Below are 20,946 nucleotides of genomic sequence, written 5' to 3' on the forward strand. Positions count from 1 at the left end.
CTTGCGGTTCAGGCGGGTTGGGCCAGTGGGCCGGCGCTCTGCATCTGCTTCGCGGGGGTGACGAAGCGGTGCACGACCACGCCCGCCCCGAGGGTTGCGAGGACGAAAAGCGGTGCGGCCCAGAGCATCCACCAGCTGCCGCCGGTCGGGGTGTACACCTCCGCGCGCGGCCAGGCCAGGTTCACCGCCATGGCGATGCCCCACACCACGGCCAGGGCATTGATCGGAATTCCGAAGCGGCCCAGGCCGAACAGCGGAGCGCCGGACTCGGTGGTGCGGTCCTCGGCGGGCCAGCCCTTGATGCGCCGCACCAGCAGCGGCACCGTGACCAGCAGGTAGGCGAGGTAGAGCGTCACAATGCAGACGCTGGCCAGGGTTGCGAAGATGGCGGCATTGCCGAGGTTCAGCACCAGCAGGCCGATGCCGAGTACGCCGATCACCACGGACGGCAGCGCCGGAGTGCCGAAGCGGGGGTGCACGGCGGCGAGACGCTCGGCGAAGGGCAGGCGACCGTCGCGGGCCATGGAGAACATGAGGCGCGAACCCGCGGTCTGAATTGCCAAGGTGCACACCGTAATAGCGCAAGCAACACAGGCCAGCACGACCTTGCCCGCCGGGCTGTCCAGCTTGGCTTCGATCACATAGGCGAGGCCGCCGCTGCTCAGCGAACCATCCGTGAGACTCGGTGCGGCCATGAGCGCGCCGAGCAGAATCAGTCCGCCGCCCAGGGCCGAGACCGCCAGTGCGGTCAGAATCGTGCGCGGCGCCACCTGCCGCGGATTCTTGGTCTCCTCGGAAAGTTCACCGGCGGAATCGAATCCGACCATGACGTAGGCGGCCATGAGCCCGGAGACCAGGAAGGCGGCCCAGTACGATCCGCCTGCGGCCTGATCGGTGTGCATGACCACGCCCGGCCCGCGATCGGCATGGGTGAAGAAGACCGCGATCACCGCGATCACGCCGATGATCTCGATGGTGACGCCGAGCGAATTGATGCGCGACATCCAGTCGATGCCGACCACATTGATCAGCGTGGTGAGCGCCAGCAGGATGCTGCCCAGCAGGACGGCATTCACCGCGCCGTCGTGCGAGGTCAGCGCGCTGTCGGTACCCACAAGCTGGAAGCCGCTCCAGATGGTGGGCAGCACCACCTGGAGCGCGATGGCGGCCGCGGCGGCGGTGACGATCTGCGCGATGATCATCATCCAGCCCGCGAACCAGCCCACCAGTTCACCGGCCAGCCGCCGCGACCACTGGTAGATGCAGCCCGAAATCGGGTAGCGGGCAGCCAGTTCGGCGAAATTCAGCGCCACCAGGAACTGGCCCGCGAATACGATCGGCCAGGTCCAGAAGAAGGCGGGGCCGCCGAACGAGTAGCCGAAGCCGAAGAACTGGAAGATCGTGGTGAGGATCGAAACGAAGGAGAAGCCCGCGGCGAAGGACGCGTACCGGCCGAGCTTGCGATGCAGGACCGGCTCGTAGCCGAAGCGCTCCAGGTCGGCGCTGTCGGCATTGACAGTGCTCGGAGCGCTGTTCGGCGGGTGGTTGGGGACAATGGCGTCGGCGGAGGCAACCATGGCTAATCCTTCGCGATCGGTGAATATCTATCGCTTGAAAGTTTTCCGATAACGATCGCTCGCGGGGTGACGTCGGTGTATCCGTCAGATGGCCCGCCGTAACTTCTGCATTGCCGGTATTTCTATCGAATGACAGAAACCTCACGGATCACGGTCAGAGGCTGTCAGCAGCGTCGATGCCCGCGGGATCGGTCGAGAACGACACCCGGGAGTGATCGGGATCGGCAGTGCAGAATGAATCCCGTGACCCAACTCGGACCCGGACGTCCACGCCTCGAACCCCGCCGCAGGGAGGGGCAGACGCCGCGCGCCGAGATCCTCGACGCCGCCGCCGAACTCTTCACCAACAATGGGTACGGCAGCACCTCCACCCGCGGAATCGCCGATGCCGTCGGCATTCGGCAGGCCTCGCTCTACCACCACTTCGCGTCCAAGGACGATATCCTCGACGCGCTGCTCGCCGGAACCATCACCGCACCATTGGAATTGGCGGAGCGACTGGCCGTGGCGCCGGAATCGGCCGCAGTTCGGCTCTATGCCCTGGCGCGATTCGACGTGAGTCAACTCTGCGCCGCACGCTGGAATCTCGGCGCGCTCTACCTGCTACCGGAGCTGCGCAGCGAACGCTTCGCGGCCTTCCGCGCGCGCCGCGACGAACTGCGCTGCCACTACGAAACCCTGGCCGTCGCAGTCATTGCCGAAGCGGGTGCGACGGCGGTGCCCGGTGCGGAACTCCTGCCCTTCCGCCTCGTCGAATCCGTCATCAATATTCGCTCGGACGAGGGCACACCCCCCGAGTACGCCGAACAGCTGATCCCGGACGCCGTTCTCCCACTCCTCGGCTGGAAGGGCGACCTGTCTGTTACCCGAGCCGCCGCAGCGCATTTGGTGTGATTGAACCCGTCACCCCGGGGGGCGAGGGCGGGCCCGGCGTCCTGGGCCGCCGTCGCACCGTCATCCCGGCATGCTTTTGGCCGGGATCCACACCGGCTAGGACTTCCCCTTCGACGTACCCCACTTGAGTTCCCAGCGGTACGCCTGGTCGACTGCGATCTTGCCCCAGAATCGGTGGCCGTCCGGCGGGCGCACGAAGACGCCCTCGCGGCGAACCACCAACTCGCCGTTGATGTTCTCGATCAGCGCCAGCACCATCTCGCGGGAGTCGTCGACGCAGCCGCTGACCTCGATCTCGATGGGCGGCGAATTACGCGGGTAGAGCGTGGCGGTGGCGTGTACGCCACGGAAGTCCTCGCCGCCCTCGTACAGCGAGGTGAAGACCAGAATGCGGCGGAACTGGCTGGTGTGATCGAGATTGATGGACAGATTCTCACCGGCCGCATTCGCACCGGTCCGGTCGTCCTTATCCAGCTCGATGAACGGGGCACGTTGCAGATTGCCCATGGTGTCGAGCGGGCTGATGCAGCCCTTGGAACCATCGGTCAGCTCCCAGAAGCAGCACAGATCCAGATCCAGGCCGCCATTGCCGCCGCGCTTACGACCGAACAAGCCGCTCGTCGCGCCGGGCACCGACCAATTCAGATTGATCCGCATAATGCCGCCGGTCGCACCCTGCTTGGTCAGCGAGACCGCCGGCGCATCCTTGGTCAGCGAGATCTTGCCCAGATTCACCCTCGGCGTCGCGCCGGGGGCCTGCTGAAACTGCTGTGGCGGAACCGGATTCGCGCCCTGCTGATAAGGCGGCGGAGGCGGCTGATTCCCGCCCGGCTGATAAGGCTGCGGCGGCGGAATGGGATTCGCACCCGACTGGTAGGGCGGGGGCGCCGGTGCGTACTGCGGCGGCGGATAACCGCCCGGCGCAGGCGAATTCGACGGATCACCATACTGCCCGGCAGGCGGGGGATACTGCCCGGCAGGCGGGTACTGACCACCGGCAGATTGTTCCGAGTATCCGGGAGGGGGTGGGTATTGCCCTGCGGGGGCTGGGTACTGCCCGGCGGGAGGTGCCGGATACTGCCCAGCAGATGGGTCCTGGTGCTGCCCGGGAGGGGATGGGTTCTGACCGGCGGGCGGCGCGTATTGCCCGGCAGGTGGCTCCGGGTACTGGCCGGGAGGCGGCGGGTACTGCCCTGTGGGAGGCGGGGAACCGTATTGCCCTGCGGGGTCCGGGTATTGGCCGATAGGCGGCGGTGAGCCGTACTGTCCGGCCGGATCCGGATACTGGCCCGGAGGTGTGTATCGGCCGGGCGGCGGCGGGTACTGGCCTGGCGCGGGCTGGCCGAATTGTGTGGGCGGCTGCTGCGGGTTGTACCCCTGCGGCGCTGCGTAATTCGGCTGCGGCGGGGCGCCGGATGGCGAACCGGTCGGCTGGGGAGTGCCGTGTGATGGCGAACCGACCGGCGGCAGCGGGGGTGCGCCGGGCGGGAATGCCGGGGGTGCGGGCTGCGACGGCTGAGCGGGTGCGGCGTGGGACGACTGCGGGGGAGTCTGGGTCGCGGGCTGCGGCGTAGCTGATTGCGAGGCAGGCGCATCGTCGACGGTGATGCCGAAATCGCTTGCGAGCCCGGCCAGTCCGGTCGCGTAGCCCTGGCCGACGGCCCGGAACTTCCAGGCGCCCTGCCGCCGGTACAGCTCGCCGAGGACAAACGCGGTTTCCGACGAGGCGTCGGTGCTGTCGAACCGCGCCAGCTCCGCGCCGCTGTTCGCATCCACCAAACGCACATGCAGTCCGGGCAATTGGGCGAAGGTGCCCCCGTCCGAGGACGCGGCGATGACGATGGTTTCGATCTGCGGCTCGACCTGCCCCAGATTCACCGAAAGCACATCGGTGACCTGTGCCCCCCGCTGCTTCCCCTCGTGCCGGACCGCCCCCGATCCGTGCACCGGCTGGTTGTAGAAGACGAAATCGCTGTCCGACCGAACCCGGCCCCCGGCCAGCAGCAATGCTGACGCATCGGCGTCCGGAACGCCGGGACCCGACTGCCACCCCAGCTCGACCCGGACCGCGGCAGCCGCCACCGGAACGTTGGAACCCTTCATCATCGACACGCCTTCAAACGTATCCGATTCGGACATCGGCTGTCCCGCTTCGATACCGGCGAGAGCAACTCGCAATACCGCGCCGAGCGACCATCCCGACCGGTCGGCAATGCCGCGTGGTCGACTCGCGGCCGCGGGCACTCGCACACCGGCTGCGGGGCGACAGGCTTCGTGCCAGCTGTTCGCTGGCGGCGGATTCTCGCATCCAGCAAATATTCAGCGGTAAATCGGCGGGGTGTAGACGCGCCGTACCGAGGAGGTCTCAACCAGTCCATATCAGTATTCAGACCTGGAGATCTTCCCGACCCGCAGTTTGGTATCGCTACCTCGAGTCGCTGCCCACATCCCGCGACCTACACTGAGTACCGGTTGTTCGGCACCCGAACGGCTATCTCGAGAGACCGGATTCTTCGGACAGCTGTCCCTGTGCGGCAGGAGCGACGGATGACGGAAGTGCAGCTCGACCTGGGTCGCAAGAAATGGCTCGCGCTCGGTGTACTGGCTCTGGGCCTGTCCATGGTGGTGCTCGACGGCACCATCGTCTCCGTCTCACTGCCGGTCATCATTGCCGACCTGAGCCTCAATTTCACGCAGGCGCAATGGGTTACCAGCATTTACGCGGTGGTGCTGGCGGCGCTGCTGATCACCGCCGGGCGGCTGGGCGATCGGCTCGGGCGGCGCAAGATGTTCGCGCTCGGCGTGCTGGTATTTCTCGCGGGCAGCGTGCTCGCCGCCTCCGCCACCAGCGCCTGGCCGCTGCTCTGGGGCCGGATCGTGCAGGGTGTCGGCGCGGCCGCGGTCATGCCCGGCACGCTCGCCACCATGAATGCCCTGTTCCGCGGGCGGGATCGGATCATCGCCTTCGCGGTGTGGGGCTCGGTCATATCCGGCGTCGCGGCCATCGGCCCGCTGCTCGGCGGCTGGCTCACCACCTACTACACCTGGCCGTGGATCTTCCTGGTCAACCTGCCGCTCGGCGCGGTGGTGCTCATCGGGCTGGTGCTGTTCGTCCCCGAGACCAGGATGGGCAAGGCCGCGCCCGGACTCGATGTGGACGGATTCCTGCTCAGCGCGGTCGGTTTCGCACTGCTGGTCTTCGCGCTCATCGAGGGATCGACCTACGGCTGGTGGCGGCCGCTGCGGGAATTCCCGCTGGCCGGATTCACCTGGTCGAAGACCGCGGTCGTCTCGCCGATTCCGGTCATCCTGGCGCTCGCCGTGCTGGCACTGGTGCTCTTCCTGCAATGGGAGCACCACCGCAATCTGATCAGGCGCTCGGCGCTGCTGGATCCCGGACTGTTCCTGATCCCCAGCTTCCGGTGGGGCAATGTCACCGCGTTCGCGGTGGCGCTGGGCGAATTCGGGCTGCTGTTCGTACTGCCGCTGTTCATGGTCAACGTGCTCGGACTCTCTACCCTCGGGGCCGGTTATGTGCTGGCGGCCATGGCCGCGGGCGCCTTCCTGGCCGCCGGGATAGCAGAGGGCCTGGTCCGCCGGGTCGGGGCCGTGCGCATAGTGCAACTGGGCCTGGGCTTCGAGGCGGTCGCTGTGGCGCTCACAGCGCTGTTCGTGACCCCGCACATCTCCGCCTGGTGGCTCGCGGCGCTGCTGGCCGTCTACGGCGTCGGATTGGGCCTGGCCTCCGCGCAGCTGACCGGTGTGGTGCTGGGCGATGTGCCGGCGGAGAACTCCGGGCAGGCTTCGGCTACCCAGAGCACCGTCCGGCAGATCGGCTCGGCCTTCGGCATCGCCATGGTGGGCGCGCTGCTCTCGGTCGGGCTCGGCCACGAACTGCCCAAGCGCCTCTCCGACGTCAAGGACCTGCCCGCCAAATCCGCCGACACCCTCTCGACCGCGACCCGCGAATCCGCCGGTGGCACCATCTCGGGCCTGCGCGACCACGACGGCGCGACCGCAGTCCTGGACGCCCTCTCCCGAGGCTTCACCGACGCCACCCGCACCACCCTGCTGGCCGCCGCCATCTTCCTCATGCTCGGCCTCGCCGCCGCCACCCGGATTCCCTATAAGGCTCCGGACTCCACCACGGCCGAGGAGTAGGCGCTAACCGATTGGGTGACTGGGGATCCCGGCCACAAGCATGCCGGGATGACGAGAGCCTCAGGCATGCCGGATGCGGGGATCAGTCGTCGATGAGGCCCAGTGTGTGCAGGCGCTGGAACACCAGCAGGGAGCCGGGGGCCACGTGCGGCATGGCCTCGTACTCGGCGAGGGTGAAGTAGCGGAGTTCGGCGATCTCGCCGGAGGGGAACGGGTCGGCGGTGAGCTCGCCGAGGTAGCAGGTCATGTGCAGGCGGGTGCCGGGTGCGTGGCCGTAGGCATCGGCCTCGAAGACGCCGAGTTCGGCGACATCGGTGGCGCCGACGCCGAGCTCCTCACGAATCTCGCGGTGCAGCGCCGATTCCGGGGTCTCGCCCAGATCGATCTTGCCGCCCGCCATGTAGAAAACGTCCTTGCCGGTGGACCTGGTCTGCAGCAGACGACGATCCCGGATATGTGCCAGTGCCGCTGTGCGAATCACGGCGCACACCCTACCCAGCCGCGGTGCGCGGCTTCAGCGGGTGGGCGGGGCCAGCCGCCAGTGCCGGGTCAGCGCCTCGGCGATCTCCGGGAGCAGGATCACCGGAATCTGCTTGCGGCGCAGGATGCTTCGAATCTCATTGACCTGCTCGCGTTTGCGCATATCGTAGGCATTCGCAATGGGCCGCTGCACCGGCGGAATGGACAGCAGCACCAGCTCACCGTGCTGTTCGTCGCCGCCGTTCAGATCCAAAGCCAAGGACCAGCGCGACTTTTCGTCGAGCGCGAAGCGGCCCGCCACCACCCGATCCCAGTCGATGGTGGCCGCGCCCCACGGGGTTCGCCGCACGATCGACTGATCGGTCAGCACCACCCCGTCCCGCGCGAACAGCAGGAACAGCAGTCCCAATCCCGCCGCGACGCCCAGCAGAATCCCGGTGAACACGCGGTTCAGGCCGAATACCCCCACGACCCCGGCAATGATCCCGGTCGTCACCAGCAGTCCCGAGATTCCGTAGTACATCGCACGCCGCCCGGGCACCACACCGGCCCGCACCATCGTCATACCCCGCGCACCATCGTCGACCCGCCTCCCGCACATTGCTGCGCGTCACCGTACCTCTCGGTGTGGTCTTGCCTCCAGAGATACGGGTTACCAGCGGATGTACAGCGCGGGGTCGAAGCTCACGCCTCCAGTGCGACTGCGGCTTCGGCGGTGTAGACCACGAAGGTCAGGCTCTCCTGGAAGTACAGCTGGACCGAGTCGGCATCGTGCGACAGGTAGCCGATGGAGAGGTCCTGGCCGATCTGCAGATCGAAATCGCCGCCACGGGTGGAGAGCACAAAAGCGCCGTCGATGGCCGGAGCCCAGATGATCTCGCCGTCGATGAGCCGCTCGATATGCGTACGGATCGGGTGGCCGTGGTCGGAGGTCTCGCTGACCGCGGTGTAGAGATCGGCCGACAGCAGCACCGAATACGGGCCGTCCACACCCGCGAGCCGCAGCTCGCTCAGGGCCTGCGCCACCGCTTCCGGAGCCAGGCGCGGATCGGTCGGCAGCTTGACCGGCTCATTGGAGGTGGCGGCGCGGACGCCGACAATGCCGGCGGCCGGGTAGGCCTCGAAGATGGCATGGTCCTCGGCGAAGGCGACCTTCTTGGCGGCGTCCTTCACGGCCTCCAGATCGGTGTCCTGCGCGCCGCGCTCCACATCGTCGAGCTCTTCCCGCGAAAGCTTGAAGGGGACACGCAGTTCCACCAGTGGCAGCACCACACGCTGGCGGGCCTGCACCCCCTCGCCGGGTGAGCTGATGGTGGTGGTGCGCCCCAGGCCGACCGCGGAGTAGTCGGTGCCGTGCGGGCCGGATACATCGACCACGCGGCGACCGGCAATGTGCCGCTTGAAGGTTCGCGTCGCCTCCTGCTCGATCGCCGTCCAGGCGGCGGCGGTGATGGGCGCGAGTTCGCGGTGCAGATTGTTCATGCTCAGCTCCTTTTCAACGTGCCGATGCCCAGGGAACCAGCTTGGGAGACAACACCATTGGTTGCCACGGATTCCAGGACTTCCACGGCCGCGGGCGCGGGTGCGTCCGGCAGCGCGTCGAAGAACCCCGCGGACGGGGTGAAGAACAGCGTGCCGGTGACGGCGGTGGAGAAATCGAGAATGCGGTCGTAGGCCGCCTCGTCGGTGCCCAGGAACATGCGGGTGAGCATCAGCTCGGTGACGGCGGGGGTCGCGGCGTACGCGATGTAGTAGGTGCCGAACTCGCCGTCCTGCACGCTGCCGAACGGCATATTGGCGCGCACGATCGTCCCGACATCATCCTGATCGTTCACGGCCACATGGGAATTGGCGGGCTTCTCGGCATCCGAGAGCTCGAAGTCCTCGAGCTTGGTGCGCCCGATCACCTTCTCCTGCTCGGCCACCGACAGCGCTCGCCAGTCACCCATGGTGTGCAGGTACTTCTGCACGATCACATAACTGCCACCGGAGAATTCGGCATCCTCGTCGCCGATGAACGCGGTGCTGACGGCGAGCGTGCCCTCGGGATTCTCGGTGCCGTCGACGAAACCGAGCAGATCGCGCTGCTCGAAGTATCGGAAACCGACGGTCTGATCGACGATGGTGGCGGCTCCGGCGAGGCGGCTGCCGATGGTCATCGCCAATTCGAAACAGGCGTCCTGGGTTTCGGCCTTGATGTGGAAGAGCAGGTCGCCCGGCGTGACCGGGGCTTGGTGCTTTTCGCCCACGTACCCCGGAAACTCGTGCAGCTCAGTGGGTTTCGCCCCGGAGAAGAGACGATCCCAAGCGGCCGAACCGATGCTGGTGATACAGGCGAGCCCGGCGCCCGGTACCCGGAATCCGATGGAGCGGCGCAGACCGGGTAGATCTGCGAGCAGGTCGCGCGCCACCGCCTCGCCGCCCTCGTCGATTGTTGCGACGAGGAAGATCGCGGCGGGCGTAAGCGGGTCGAGAATCGGCTGCGGCTCACCCATGGGTTCCAGCCTAGAGGCCGCAGCGGACATACCGGTCGCCCGGTAGCCCTGTGTCTGCTATTTGGCCACAGTGAGCAGGAACGCCACATCGTCGATGGCCTTCACGCTGTGCCGCGCGTCGGGGATCACCAGTAGGTCTCCCGCCGAGCCTTTCCACTCGTTGGTGCCGCTGATCAGAGCTAGCACGCCACTGAGCACGACCATGGTCGCCTCGCCCGGATTCTCATGTTCCGCGAGGCTCTGCCCCGCGGTCATGGCGATCACCGTCTGGCGGAGGCTGTGTGCGTGGCCCCCGTAGATGGTCACCGAACTGCGTCCGCTCGAGGCGGTTGCGGCCAGCTTCAGCTGCTGGCGCGCGACCGCGGTCAGCGATTTCTTGTCCATGGACTGCCTTTCGCCGGGGTATCCGTGAGTATGCCGGACACCTTCCGGCGCGATCGGCAGATTCGCCGTTCGTATGCAGGAATTACCGGCGCTCCGCCTCCCAGCGCTTGCGGGATGCTCGCGTTATGCGTGCCGGCGCGTATAACGGCGGAACCGAAATCGCAGACCTGCCGACGACTCGCGCCACGGGTCTTCCCCGGCCGACCATTCCGGGCCGATGCCGGGCGCATAACAATCACCGGCCACCTTCGAGTCGACCTCGGTGATCATCAGTTCGGTGGCGAACGGCAGTGCGGCGCGGTAGATTTCGCCTCCGCCCATGATCCACACGGTGCCGGTTCCGCTCGTCTCCAATGCATCCTCGAGTGAGCTCGCCCGGTCAGCGCCCTCATCGGACCACTCTGTTTGCCTAGTCACGACGATATTTCGCCGGCCGTCCAGCGGCCGGAATCGTGGGGGCAGCGAATCCCAGGTGCGCCGGCCCATGACCACCGGATGACCCCAGGTGACTTCCTTGAAATGCGCCATATCCTCCGGCACCCGCCAGGGAATGGTGTTGTCCAGGCCGATCACCCCATCCGGGGTCTGGGCCCAGATCAGCCCGATCGTCCGGCTCACACCGCCACCGGGGCCTTGATGGCCGGATGATGCTGGTAATCCTGGATTTCCACGTCCTCGTAGGCGTAATCGAAGAGCGTGGGCGCCTGGCGCAGCTGCAGTTTCGGGAACGGGTACGGCTCGCGGGTCAACTGCTCGCGCACCTGCGCCACATGATTGTCGTAGATGTGCACATCGCCGCCGGTCCACACGAAATCGCCGGGGAGCAGCCCGGTTTGCTGCGCCACCATATGCGTCAGCAGCGCATAACTCGCGATATTGAACGGCACGCCCAGGAACAGGTCCGCGCTGCGCTGATACAGCTGGCAGGACAGCTTGCCGTCGGCCACATAGAACTGGAAGAAGGCGTGGCAGGGGGCCAGCGCCATCCGATTCAATTCGGCCACATTCCAGGCGGACACGATCATGCGGCGGGAATCGGGATCGGTGCGCAGGGTCTGCAGCACCTGCGAGATCTGATCGATATGGGTGCCGTCCGGCGTCGGCCAGGACCGCCACTGCACGCCGTAGACCGGGCCCAGTTCGCCGTCGGCGTCGGCCCATTCGTCCCAGATGGAGACCCCGTGCTCCTGCAGCCACTGCACATTCGAGTCGCCGCGCAGGAACCACAGCAACTCGTAGACGATGGATTTCAGATGCACTTTCTTGGTGGTGATCAGCGGAAAACCCTGAGACAGGTCGTAGCGCAACTGATGCCCGAAGATGCTGCGGGTCCCGGTTCCGGTCCGATCCGCCTTCGGGGTGCCGGACTCCAGCACCAGCTTCAGAAGATCCTCGTACTGGGTGTCACGGGGGGCCGTGCCTTGGGGGTCTCGAGGGTCGCTGTTCACGCCTGGCAAGCTTACGCACCGTGCGGAAGCTCTATGTGATCGGAATCGGCGCCGGCGATCCGGACCAGGTGACGGTGCAGGCCGTCAAGGCGATGCGCCGGACAAACGTGTTCTTCGTCATCGGCAAGGGAGCCGAGAAACAGGAGCTGGTGGACGTGCGCGCCACCATCCTCGCCGAGTACGCGGATCATGCCCATCAGGTGGTGGAAATCCTGGATCCGCCACGCGATCGAACCGTGCCGGGCACCGGGGCCGATGCGGCGTATCGGGGTGTTGTCGAGGACTGGCACGAGGCGCGGGCCGCGCTGCTGGAACAGGCCTTCGCCCGGACCGAGGGTGTCGGCGCGATTCTCGTATGGGGTGACCCGTCGCTGTACGACAGCACGCTGCGGGTGGTCGAGCGGGTGCTCGAACGCGGGCGGGTCGGATTCGAATACGAGGTGATTCCCGGGATCACGAGTGTGCAGGCGCTGGCCGCCGCGCATCGCATGGTGCTGCACGAGATCGGCGAGCCGCTGCACATCACCACCGGGCGGCGACTGCGTGAAGAGGGACTGGCTTCGGGGCAGTCGACGCTCGTCATGCTCGACAGTGACTGCTCTTTCACGCAGGTGCCGGGTGACGACATCTACATCTGGTGGGGCGCGTATCTCGGGATGCCAGACGAGACCGTCATCGAGGGCCCGCTGCGGGTCGTGGAGGGACGCATCACGCGTCGCCGTGCCGCACTGCGAGAAGCCAAGGGCTGGATCATGGATACGTACCTGCTGCGTCGCAACGGGTAGGTCCCTCGGCCTTCCGCAGGGTGGTGGTCAGATCTGAGGGGCGGAGGTGACGGTGGTCAGGCCGCCGTCGACCAGAAGATCTTGGCCATTGATGTACGAGGCTTCCGTAGGTGAAGAAGGCCGCTTTGAAGTTGGTGTCGACGACGCGGTAGAACATGGGCACGCTGTGGCTGATCGAGGTTGTCAGGGGTGGTGGGTAGGCTGCGGGGGTGCCTGAATTGCCGGAGATTGTGGCGCTCGAGCAGTTTTTGGGCGTGCATGCGGTGGGCGCGGTTGTGGGACGGGTCGATGTGGCGGCACTGAGTGTGCTGAAGACGTTCGATCCACCGGTGACCGCGCTGTCGGGGCGTGATGTCACGGGGGCGGGGCATTGGGGGAAGCATCTCGGGTTGGATTGTGACGGGCTGTGGTTGATCACCCATTTGTCGCGGGGCGGGTGGCTGCGGTGGATCGATCAGCCGAGCGCCTCGCCGCCGAAGCCGGGGAAGGGGCCGTTGGCGCTGCGGGTGCACTTCTTCACGCCCGAGGGGGATACGCCGGCGTTCGATCTCACCGAGGCAGGGACCAAGAAGCGGCTGGCGGTGTGGATAGTTTCCGATCCGCAGCTGGTGCCGAGCATCGCGCGGCTCGGGCCCGATGCCATGGCGGTGAGTGAGCCCGAATTCGCGGAGCTGCTGAAGGGCACCTCGCAGCGGATCAAGAATGCGCTCACCGATCAGACGGTGCTGGCGGGCATCGGCAATGCCTACTCCGACGAGATTCTGCATACCGCGAAACTCTCGCCGTTCGCGACGTCCTCGGGATTGGACCCGGAGCAGGTGGGGCGGCTGTACTCCGCCATGCGCGCCTCGCTCTCCGATGCCATAGCGCGCTCGGTCGGGCAGGATGCGGCTCGGCTCAAGGGCGAGAAGCGTTCCGGCATGCAGGTGCACGGCCGCACCGGTCTGCCGTGCCCGGTCTGCGGCGATACGGTTCGTGAAGTCGCCTATGTGGACAAGTCGTTCCAGTACTGCGCGACCTGCCAAACCGGCGGCAAGATTCTCGCCGACCGCCGGATGTCGAGGCTACTCAAGTAGTTCAGACCAGTGCGGGGATGTGAACTCCCTGCCAGGCAAGACGTTTCGCCTTATCGGGGTCGTTCTCCACGCGGAACGGGTGGTCGATGATCATGGTGGCGCGCTGGTCTTCGGTGTAGGCGGGCCAGTTCGAGCGCGGTGCACCCGTGCGCGCGAAGGAGAGCCAATTATCTTGGAATTGGCGGGTTACCGAGTGGAAGCCGCGCCCGCCGCCCGCCGCCGTCAGGGCACGGCCGACCGGGGTATTGGTGGCGCCGAAGACCGGCAGCAGATCGAGCGCATGTGTCGCGCCGAAACCGGCGAGTTGTACTGCGCGCGGGGCGAAGTCGTAACGGTAGGCGTAGGTGGGGGCGTACCGGCTGTGGCCCTCCATTACTTCGACCGCCGGGCGCCAGAAGGTGAAGTCGCCGCCCATCCGGACGGTGACCTTGCGGCCCGGGAAGCCGGGATAGGCTGCGATGACCCGGGATTCGGCATCGCCGCCCGCCTGCCGCAGCAGTGTGCGAATGCGATCGGGTGTGGTGGGGAGCGTGTCGTCGAAGCGGACGAAGAGCGTGCCCTCGTCCCGATTGGTGCCGATGATCAGCGGTACCCGATGCGCGGCGCCGCTGGTGAAAGCCTCGACAATGGACTGCGGCAGGAAATCCCCGTCGATCAGCGGTGCCGCGGGGAAAATGCCCGGCTGGGTGTGCATGACTTCGTTGACGGCGCGGTCGACCGCACGGCGAATATCGTTGGGGCGGGCGGAAAGCAGCGCATCGGCGGCATCGTCGGTGCTCGCCCCGAGCTTGTCGATACAGCGGCGCGCGAACAGTTTCGCATCGGCCTGGGAGGGACCCCAGTCGGCGGGCGGACTCTGTGAAATGCCCCGGTGGAAGAGCCCCGCCGCGGCGGGCGTGGCCATGAGCGCGAGCACGGCGTGCGCACCGGCCGATTCGCCGAAGATCGTCACATTGCCCGGATCACCGCCGAAGGCGGCAATATTGGCCTGCACCCACTCCAGCGCCGCGACCTGATCGCGCAGCCCCAGATTGGACTCGAATGGGTGTGCGGGCGTGGAGAATTCGCTGAAATCGACATATCCGAACGCGCCGAGCCGATAGTTCATCGATACCACGATCACATCGCCGAGCAGTGCCAGCCGGGCGCCGGAATACAACCCCAGTGCGGAGGTGCCGATGAAATATCCGCCGCCGTGAATGAACACCATGACCGGTCGCGGCTTGGTCGAGGGCGTTTTCGGCGCGGTGATATTGAGCGTCAGGCAGTCCTCGCCGGTCGGCTGCTGCTGCCGCGGTCCGATCTGCGCGCCCCGGCGATGCTGCATTGCGGCGAAACCGAATTCGGTGGCGTCGCGCACCCCGCTCCACGGCCGGACGGGCTGTGGCGCCCGGAAGCGGAAATCGCCCACCGGGGGCGCCGCAAAAGGAATGGACCGCCAGCGTGAAACGCGGCGGCCCTCGGAACCGCGGACGACACCGTCAGCGGTCTTGATGTCTATCGTTGCCACCATTTACCGATGGTAGCGGTGCGTGCGGCCGGGTAATACGGGCAAATTCGGCCAGTCTGGGCGAGAGGCCGTGACTACTGCAGGTAGCCCTCGACCTGATGGGCCGAGTTGGGCTGCGCCTCGTTGGGGTTGCGGCCCTGGTCGAGGCGGGCGCGGCGCTGGCGCAGCAGATCCCAGCACTGGTCCAGCATGACCTCGAGTTCGGCGAGCTGGCGACGCTCGGTCTCCGGGTCGATCTCGCCCTGACTGCTCTGGGAGCGGAGCTCATGCTCCTGATCTACCAGGGTTTTGATACGCGCGAGGATGTCCTGTTCGCTCATGGGCTCGAGTGTACGACCCGCGCCAGCGCTGCCCCCGCCGAGCGCACCGCGACCGGCAGGTCTGCCCTGGACAGGGCGGCATAACCGAGCGCGATGCCGAAGGTGTGTCGGGTGCCGAGGTGATGGCGGCCCAGCCCGTCCAGATAGACGCCGGCCTCGCGGGCGGCGGCGATGGCCCGGTCCTCCTGGGTGGCCGAGGCCAGCGGGACCACCAGGTGTGAGCCCGCGTCATCGCCGCTCACCCCGAGGCCGTGGCTGCGCAGTTCTTCGACGACCAAGGCGCGGCGGAGCGGCATCTCCCGGCGCAGCCGGCGCAGATGGCGAGCCAGGTCGCCGTGCCGGGCGAAGGCGGCGACCACCTGCTGACCGGCGGGGGCCGGGCCGGTGCCGGTGAGTTCACGATGGGTGAGAACGGCATCGACCACGTTCGGGGCGGCGACCAGCCAGCCGATGCCGAGGGTCGGAGTGAGGATCTTGCTGGTGGTGCCCAGATGCACGACATACTCCGGTGCGAGGGTCGCGAGCAGGGGTAAAGGAGCTGTGTCGTAACGCAATTCGCCGTCGTAGTCGTCTTCGATGACGAGAGCGCCGGTGCGACGGGCGAATTCGATGAGCTCGATGCGACGGGCGGCGGGCATACGCGCGCCGAGTGGGAACTGGTGTGCGGGAGTGCAATACACCGCCTTGGTATCGGGCGGCAGCAGATCGACGCGCAGCCCGTCCGTATCGACTTGGATGGGGACCAGCCGCACACCCGCCACGGTGAAGGCGCCGGCGGCGCGGGTGTACCCCGGATCCTCGAACGCCACCACATCTCCCGGCCGCAGCAGCGCCGCCGCGAGTTCGGCCACCGCGGCACTGGTTCCGGAGGTGGCCAGCACCGCACTGCTGCTGCCCGCACCCAGCCCGCGGTGCCGCAGCAGATGCTCGGCCACGGCCTCGCGATAGTCGGGCTCACCCGCACGATCCTTGCGCACCAGGGGAGTTCGGTCCGAGGCCGTGCGCCACGCCCGCCGCCACGCCGCCCGATCGATGGTCTCGATGCACGGTGCGCCCGCACCCAGATCCAGTAGCCCGCTGAGCGGATTCGCCCGCTGCCCGGCGGTCGCCCGCTCGGCTACCGGCTGCGGCGAAGCAGTCAGGTATGTCCCCGATCCGTGCCGCCCACTCAACCAGCCCTCGGCGTGCAATTGGTCGTAGGCGGCGGTGACCACCGTCCGGCTCACTCCCAGCCGAGTCGCCAACTCCCGAGACGACGGCAACCGATCCCCACCCCGCAGGGTCCCGGTCGTAGCCGCTCCCCGCAGCCCGTCCGCCACCTGCACCGCCAGCGGCACATCGGACTCCCGATCGACCCCGAACGGCAGATCATCGACCAGGACCGACGGGTTGATCGAGGCCCGCGCGGCGGAATCGATCCGGGCCCCCCATTTTTTGGTGGCGGTTCCCATGGAAGTGGCCTCCTGGAAGTCCGGAAACTGGGCAACTACAGCTTGCCACTTGTTTCAGCGCCTCCTGGCCTCACATGGCCGGGCGGCGAGTCAGCGGATCACGCTGATTTCGGGTTCGGCCGGGGACTGGTCGAGCGGGGTACCGGTGCGATGACGAAGGAACTTGTCGAATATGGCGGCAATGTAGGTGTGGGCGAGGGCCGCGGAGCGGGCGGCTGGAATGGGGCCGACGTAGGTCTTGGCGGCGGGACGGGCGACTTCCGGAACCGGCAGCGGCATGTCCGTGTAGTCGTAGTGGGCCGAATTGCTCATGGTCAGTTGACGTTTCCAGCCCGTGCCGTGCTGCCAGAGGGTGCCAAGGGAAAGATTGGCGTCGCCGACCTGCTCGATCTGCCGGCTCGTCATGACCAGGACCGGGCGGTCGACGCCCTCGGTGGCGGCGCTGCCGAAATCCTCGTCCACCCCGATCTGACCGTCCAGATCGATTGCGGCTCCGATGCGTTGGTAATCGTGCATAGCCTGGATGGCAGCATATCCACCGGACGAGTGGCCGATCACGCCGATGTGGCCGAGGTCGAGGGCGTGATCGAGTCCCACTGGGAGAGCACGGTCTTCGGCGTCGGGATTGCCGCCGCCGGCCAGGAGTCTGGTGAACAAGGCCCCCGGTGATGTTCAAAACGTATGATATTGCAGCGTTTTCGTGGTTGGCGAGACAGCGATCGGTCACGTGGAGATTGTCAGCGGGTGCGCTCGAGTGTGGTGTGGACTGCTGCCCAGGCGGTGAAAGTCAGGACGGCGCCTTGGGTGGCGGCGACCAGTAGATGGCGGACGCAGTCGTAGAGACTCACGTGGACGATGGGGTCGGAGCTTGCGAGCAGTGCGCCGATCACGGCTGCCAGCAGGAGTCCGGTCAGGATCCAATTGCGTTGTGGTGCTGGCGGAGCCGGGGCGGAAGCGCGGTACCAGCGGGCGGCGTACCAGGTGAGTATGAGGACGCCTGCGGCCGAGGAGATGTAGCCGAATACGTTGTAGACGCGGTGTGGTCCTATGACGGATTCCCGCAGTATCTCCCAGTGCCGCACCGCAATACCGTTCGTATGGGTGAAGGAATCCCATGCGAGGTGGGTGAGGGCGCCGACCGGAATGGCCAGTGTTGCGCGCCAGGGGGTGGTTCGAGGTGGTGTTGCCGACTTGCCGAGCAGGGCCAGCAGGGGCCGGTGGACCAACCAGGCGAGTATCAGTAGGGACATTCCGAGTATCAGATCGAGGGGCAATCCGAGGAGGGAGTGGGTGAATTCCGCCTCGGCTCCGACCGGGATGTAGTAGGGGATATCCGGTGCGATACTGCCTGCGACCAGGCCGGGAAACCAGAGTGCTCGGCGCAGCGGGAGTATGGCAGCGGGGTGGGCGAGCGTGAACGGCACCGAAAAGTATCCCCCGAGAAGTGGTCCTTGGATCTTGTATGGAATTGGCTATTCAGTAATGCCATTCCGTCGATGATGCTGGTCGTATGACCGAGTCAGCCTCCCACCGGACCCCATTGTCGCCTACCTCGCGCAGTGCGCTCACCCGTGCGAAGGAGCGCGGAGCCACCGACCGCGCCGAGCTGGATGCGATCCTCGACGCGGGACTGCTCTGCCACCTGGGCGTTGTGCTCGGCGGCAGTCCGGTCGTCATTCCCACGATCTACGGCCGGGACGGCGACACCCTGTATCTGCACGGCTCCACCGGCGCCGGCAATCTTCGTGCCGCCATGACCGGCGATGTGTCGATCGCCGTCACACATGTGGATGGTTTGATCTACGCCCGTGCGGCCATGCACTTCTCCATGAACTACCGGTCGGCCGTAATCCACGCGCGGCCGGTCGAACTCACCGATGCGGCGGAGCGCATGCGTGCGCTGCGGATCATTGTCGAGCACTCGGCTCCGGGCGCATGGGATGTGGTGCGGCCACCCAATAAGAAGGAGATGGCCGCGACCATGGTGCTGGCGCTCGATCTCACCGAGGCGTCGGTGAAGGTCCGCACCGGTGATCCGCGCGACGATGCCGCCGATATCGAGGCGGGCGGGGTGTGGGCGGGTGTGCTGCCGCTGCGGCAGGTGTGGGATGCGCCGATTTCCTCGGCTGATCTGGAAGCGGGAATCGCGGTACCCGACCACGTTCGTGATCGCTACCTCCGCTCCCGATCCGAACCCGAAATCCGCGTAGCCGGTTAGCTGCTCGATGGGCACGGCGGTCGATGTCGACCCGGCCGCAGATCGCTATCGGCCGTAGTAAACGTGTAGCAGTCTTGTAGGCACTCCACTATGGTGAACATATGGCGAGCGCAGCGGAACTGCCGGAGATTCCTCAGCGGGAACTCCGAAACGACGCCAGCCGGGTGCTCCGAGAGGTCCGGGCGGGTCGGTCCTACACCATCACGGTCGACGGAACACCGGTCGCGGACCTCGTCCCGCACCGGAATGCCCGTCGGCGTACCGCAGTCCCACGTGAGGAGGTCGTTCTAGCCTTCGGCGGGTTGTCCGATGCTTCGAGGCCGGGGGACGACGTCGCGCAATACGTCGATGACTCGATCTACGATCCCTACGATCGTGCGCACCGTCGTGGACAGTTCGCAGCGGAGGACGCTGAATGACATCGGCGTACGAACGGGGCCTCGTCGATACGAATGTGTTGATTCTTGTCGAACATCTGAATCCGGACGAGTTGCCCAGCGAGATGGTGATCAGTTCCATCACTATGGCAGAGCTCGCCGCGGGGCCGCATTACACAGACCAACCTGATGAACGCGCACGGCGGATCGAGCGGGTACAGAACGCGGAAGCACTGTTCGAACCGCTGCCCTTCGACACACGGGCAGCGCGGCGGTACGGCCACATCGTCGCCTCGGTACTCGCCGCCGGTCGAAGCCCGAAGCCGAGACGGGTCGACCTTATGATCGCCGCCATTGCTTCGGTCCACAGTCTTCCGCTCTTCACCGTCAACCCGGACGACTTCCGGGGTTTGGAAGGCCTCGTCTCTTTGGTGAAAGTCACTCATCCCGATAATCATTGAGCTGCAACGGGTTCGCGCCCGTGCATCATGGGTCGCGATGCGCGAACAGAGATCGGTCTACCAGCTGATTACGTCGAGGCCGAGTTCTGTCAGGGTCTTGTGGGCGAGGGCGGTGAGGGCGGCTGCCGTCGGGATGGCTTCGGGGTCCAGGCTTACCAGTGACAGGCTGTAGGTGTCGGCTATGCGGGTGAGGTAGCCGGAGAGGCGGGTGCGGGGGAGGTTGTCGGCGCGCAGGCCCGGGTGGATGGCTCGGGCGGCTACGCCGGTGCAGGGGTGCGGGCCGAGGGAGAGCAGGGAGTCGGGGAGAGTTCCGATGTTGGAGCACAGGATGTCTCGCTCGCCTGCGCCCTTGGCCAGGGCGTGGGCCCAGCGGTCGGGGATGACCTGCAGGAGTTCCTCCGGAATGCTGCCGGGGCTGGTCATGCGGTACTCGTAGGCCGCGCGGGCCTTGCGGCGCAGGGTGGAGGGAGTGTCGTGGCGGGTGATCGCGATCTCCGTCATGGCCATGTCATTGTCGACGCGGGGTTCGTCGCGGGTGTCCACCGGCAGACTGGCGGCGAGGGCGGGTGCGGTAAATCCACTGTCCCACAGCATATTCGCGATCAGGTGGACAAAAAGGCTGTTGGCCGTGCCGTCATGGGCGACCGCCACTCGGCTCCATTCGCGGGCAGACACCTGCAGGATGGCGCTGCGGGTGGTCGGCCCCGTGTAATCGGCTGCGAGCACTACCTTCCGCTCGGCGGCCGGGGCCGGGCGCGCGGGGAGACCGCGGCGCAGAGCGCGCGTCGTACCGCCGAGAACTGTCGCCCACTGCCGCCGGGCATCGGCCCAATCCGAGTGTCCCGCAATCGGTGCCGCCAGGGGCGTACCGGCCAGCGCATGATCGATGGCCAGGGTCAGTGCCCGCCCGTCCGCCAGCGCGTGCGAACACGTCAGTGACAGTACGGAGCCGCCCTCCCGGAGCGCCGTGGCCGACAATCGCCAGCCGGGCCCCAGCGAAGGATCGAGCTCGCCGCCCTGCGCATCGGCCCAATCCAGCAGTGCGGCGGCCGGAATCGGCTGCTCCGATATACGGAGCGGATGCGCCCACGCCGTCTGCTGCCAGCGCGGTCGCGCCCCGGGCACCCGGGCCCGGGTGACGCGCCGCCCCAGCGGCCCGACCCGCAAAGCCTCGTGAATCCGCCCGGCCAGCTCCGCATCGACCGGATCGGCGGTACGCCACAGCCCCTGCAGAGCGATCGGGGTACCCATGCCCCGATGCGCCCGCAAGAACATTTCGTCCACCACACTCAGCCGATTCATTGCAGGG

General features: G+C 66.8%; 22 protein-coding genes. 7 read left to right on the forward strand and 15 right to left on the reverse strand.

Annotated elements, in window-relative coordinates:
- Positions 1-8 precede the first annotated feature (8 nt).
- Positions 9-1,577: an amino acid permease gene (locus JWN03_RS10570; RefSeq protein ID WP_297613311.1), complete on the reverse strand. Its 1,569-nt coding sequence runs from the start codon at positions 1,575-1,577 to the stop codon at positions 9-11.
- Positions 1,578-1,820: 243 nt separating this feature from the next.
- Here JWN03_RS10570 and JWN03_RS10575 point away from each other — a divergent pair, with 243 nt between their 5' ends.
- Positions 1,821-2,471, forward strand: a complete 651-nt coding sequence (locus JWN03_RS10575; RefSeq protein WP_297613313.1) for a TetR/AcrR family transcriptional regulator — start codon at positions 1,821-1,823, stop codon at positions 2,469-2,471.
- Between the two features lie 96 nt (positions 2,472-2,567).
- Here JWN03_RS10575 and JWN03_RS10580 read toward each other — a convergent pair whose 3' ends face one another.
- Complete coding sequence (locus JWN03_RS10580; RefSeq protein ID WP_297613530.1) at positions 2,568-4,577, reverse strand: TerD family protein; 2,010 nt, start codon at positions 4,575-4,577, stop codon at positions 2,568-2,570.
- Between the two features lie 441 nt (positions 4,578-5,018).
- On the opposite strand from JWN03_RS10580, the gene JWN03_RS10585 reads away from it, so the two are divergent.
- Positions 5,019-6,632: an MFS transporter gene (locus JWN03_RS10585; RefSeq protein WP_297613315.1), complete on the forward strand. Its 1,614-nt coding sequence runs from the start codon at positions 5,019-5,021 to the stop codon at positions 6,630-6,632.
- Between the two features lie 82 nt (positions 6,633-6,714).
- Here JWN03_RS10585 and JWN03_RS10590 read toward each other — a convergent pair whose 3' ends face one another.
- The 7 genes from JWN03_RS10590 to JWN03_RS10620 form a co-directional block, all read right to left on the reverse strand.
- Complete coding sequence (locus tag JWN03_RS10590) at positions 6,715-7,113, reverse strand: NUDIX hydrolase (RefSeq protein WP_297613317.1); 399 nt, start codon at positions 7,111-7,113, stop codon at positions 6,715-6,717.
- A 33-nt stretch (positions 7,114-7,146) separates the two neighbouring features.
- Positions 7,147-7,677, reverse strand: coding sequence for a hypothetical protein (locus JWN03_RS10595; protein WP_297613320.1), 531 nt, complete (start codon positions 7,675-7,677; stop codon positions 7,147-7,149).
- Between the two features lie 119 nt (positions 7,678-7,796).
- Positions 7,797-8,594 carry a family 1 encapsulin nanocompartment shell protein gene (locus JWN03_RS10600; RefSeq protein ID WP_297613322.1) on the reverse strand — a complete coding sequence of 266 codons (798 nt, stop codon included), beginning with the start codon at positions 8,592-8,594 and terminating at the stop codon, positions 7,797-7,799.
- A gap of 2 nt (positions 8,595-8,596) precedes the next feature.
- On the reverse strand, positions 8,597-9,607 hold the full coding sequence (locus JWN03_RS10605) for a Dyp-type peroxidase (protein ID WP_297613324.1): 1,011 nt from the start codon (positions 9,605-9,607) through the stop codon (positions 8,597-8,599).
- Between the two features lie 57 nt (positions 9,608-9,664).
- On the reverse strand, positions 9,665-9,991 hold the full coding sequence (locus tag JWN03_RS10610) for a cupin domain-containing protein (protein WP_297613326.1): 327 nt from the start codon (positions 9,989-9,991) through the stop codon (positions 9,665-9,667).
- Positions 9,992-10,114: 123 nt separating this feature from the next.
- Positions 10,115-10,609, reverse strand: coding sequence for a dihydrofolate reductase (locus JWN03_RS10615; RefSeq protein WP_297613328.1), 495 nt, complete (start codon positions 10,607-10,609; stop codon positions 10,115-10,117).
- A complete protein-coding gene (locus tag JWN03_RS10620) occupies positions 10,606-11,439 on the reverse strand; it encodes a thymidylate synthase (RefSeq protein WP_297613330.1) in 834 nt (277 codons plus the stop codon). Before JWN03_RS10620 ends, JWN03_RS10615 begins: the two co-directional genes overlap by 4 nt.
- Positions 11,440-11,459: 20 nt before the next feature.
- Here JWN03_RS10620 and cobF point away from each other — a divergent pair, with 20 nt between their 5' ends.
- A complete protein-coding gene (gene cobF, locus JWN03_RS10625) occupies positions 11,460-12,224 on the forward strand; it encodes a precorrin-6A synthase (deacetylating) (protein ID WP_297613332.1) in 765 nt (254 codons plus the stop codon).
- A gap of 209 nt (positions 12,225-12,433) precedes the next feature.
- Positions 12,434-13,300, forward strand: coding sequence for a DNA-formamidopyrimidine glycosylase family protein (locus JWN03_RS10630; protein WP_297613334.1), 867 nt, complete (start codon positions 12,434-12,436; stop codon positions 13,298-13,300).
- A gap of 1 nt (position 13,301) precedes the next feature.
- On the opposite strand, the gene JWN03_RS10635 is transcribed toward JWN03_RS10630, so the two are convergent.
- The 5 genes from JWN03_RS10635 to JWN03_RS10655 form a co-directional block, all read right to left on the reverse strand.
- Entirely contained in the window at positions 13,302-14,813 is a 1,512-nt protein-coding gene (locus JWN03_RS10635) for a carboxylesterase/lipase family protein (protein WP_297613336.1), read from the reverse strand.
- A 71-nt stretch (positions 14,814-14,884) separates the two neighbouring features.
- On the reverse strand, positions 14,885-15,130 hold the full coding sequence (locus JWN03_RS10640) for a DUF2630 family protein (RefSeq protein WP_297613338.1): 246 nt from the start codon (positions 15,128-15,130) through the stop codon (positions 14,885-14,887).
- Complete coding sequence (gene pdxR, locus JWN03_RS10645) at positions 15,127-16,581, reverse strand: MocR-like pyridoxine biosynthesis transcription factor PdxR (RefSeq protein WP_297613340.1); 1,455 nt, start codon at positions 16,579-16,581, stop codon at positions 15,127-15,129. Before pdxR ends, JWN03_RS10640 begins: the two co-directional genes overlap by 4 nt.
- Before the next feature lie 90 nt (positions 16,582-16,671).
- Positions 16,672-17,238, reverse strand: a complete 567-nt coding sequence (locus JWN03_RS10650; RefSeq protein ID WP_297613342.1) for an alpha/beta hydrolase — start codon at positions 17,236-17,238, stop codon at positions 16,672-16,674.
- Positions 17,239-17,318: 80 nt separating this feature from the next.
- Positions 17,319-18,005, reverse strand: a complete 687-nt coding sequence (locus tag JWN03_RS10655; protein WP_297613344.1) for a DUF4184 family protein — start codon at positions 18,003-18,005, stop codon at positions 17,319-17,321.
- 86 nt (positions 18,006-18,091) lie between these two features.
- On the opposite strand from JWN03_RS10655, the gene JWN03_RS10660 reads away from it, so the two are divergent.
- From JWN03_RS10660 to JWN03_RS10670, 3 genes are all read left to right on the forward strand, one after another.
- Entirely contained in the window at positions 18,092-18,799 is a 708-nt protein-coding gene (locus tag JWN03_RS10660) for a pyridoxamine 5'-phosphate oxidase family protein (RefSeq protein ID WP_297613346.1), read from the forward strand.
- Positions 18,800-18,900: 101 nt separating this feature from the next.
- A complete protein-coding gene (locus JWN03_RS10665; RefSeq protein ID WP_297613348.1) occupies positions 18,901-19,218 on the forward strand; it encodes a type II toxin-antitoxin system Phd/YefM family antitoxin in 318 nt (105 codons plus the stop codon).
- Entirely contained in the window at positions 19,215-19,637 is a 423-nt protein-coding gene (locus tag JWN03_RS10670; RefSeq protein WP_297613350.1) for a type II toxin-antitoxin system VapC family toxin, read from the forward strand. Before JWN03_RS10665 ends, JWN03_RS10670 begins: the two co-directional genes overlap by 4 nt.
- A 57-nt stretch (positions 19,638-19,694) precedes the next feature.
- Here JWN03_RS10670 and JWN03_RS10675 read toward each other — a convergent pair whose 3' ends face one another.
- A complete protein-coding gene (locus JWN03_RS10675; protein WP_297613352.1) occupies positions 19,695-20,939 on the reverse strand; it encodes a hypothetical protein in 1,245 nt (414 codons plus the stop codon).
- Positions 20,940-20,946: the final 7 nt, after the last annotated feature.

Origin of the sequence: Nocardia sp. (assembly GCF_025465275.1) — a bacterium.
Taxonomy (GTDB): Bacteria; Actinomycetota; Actinomycetes; order Mycobacteriales; family Mycobacteriaceae; genus Nocardia.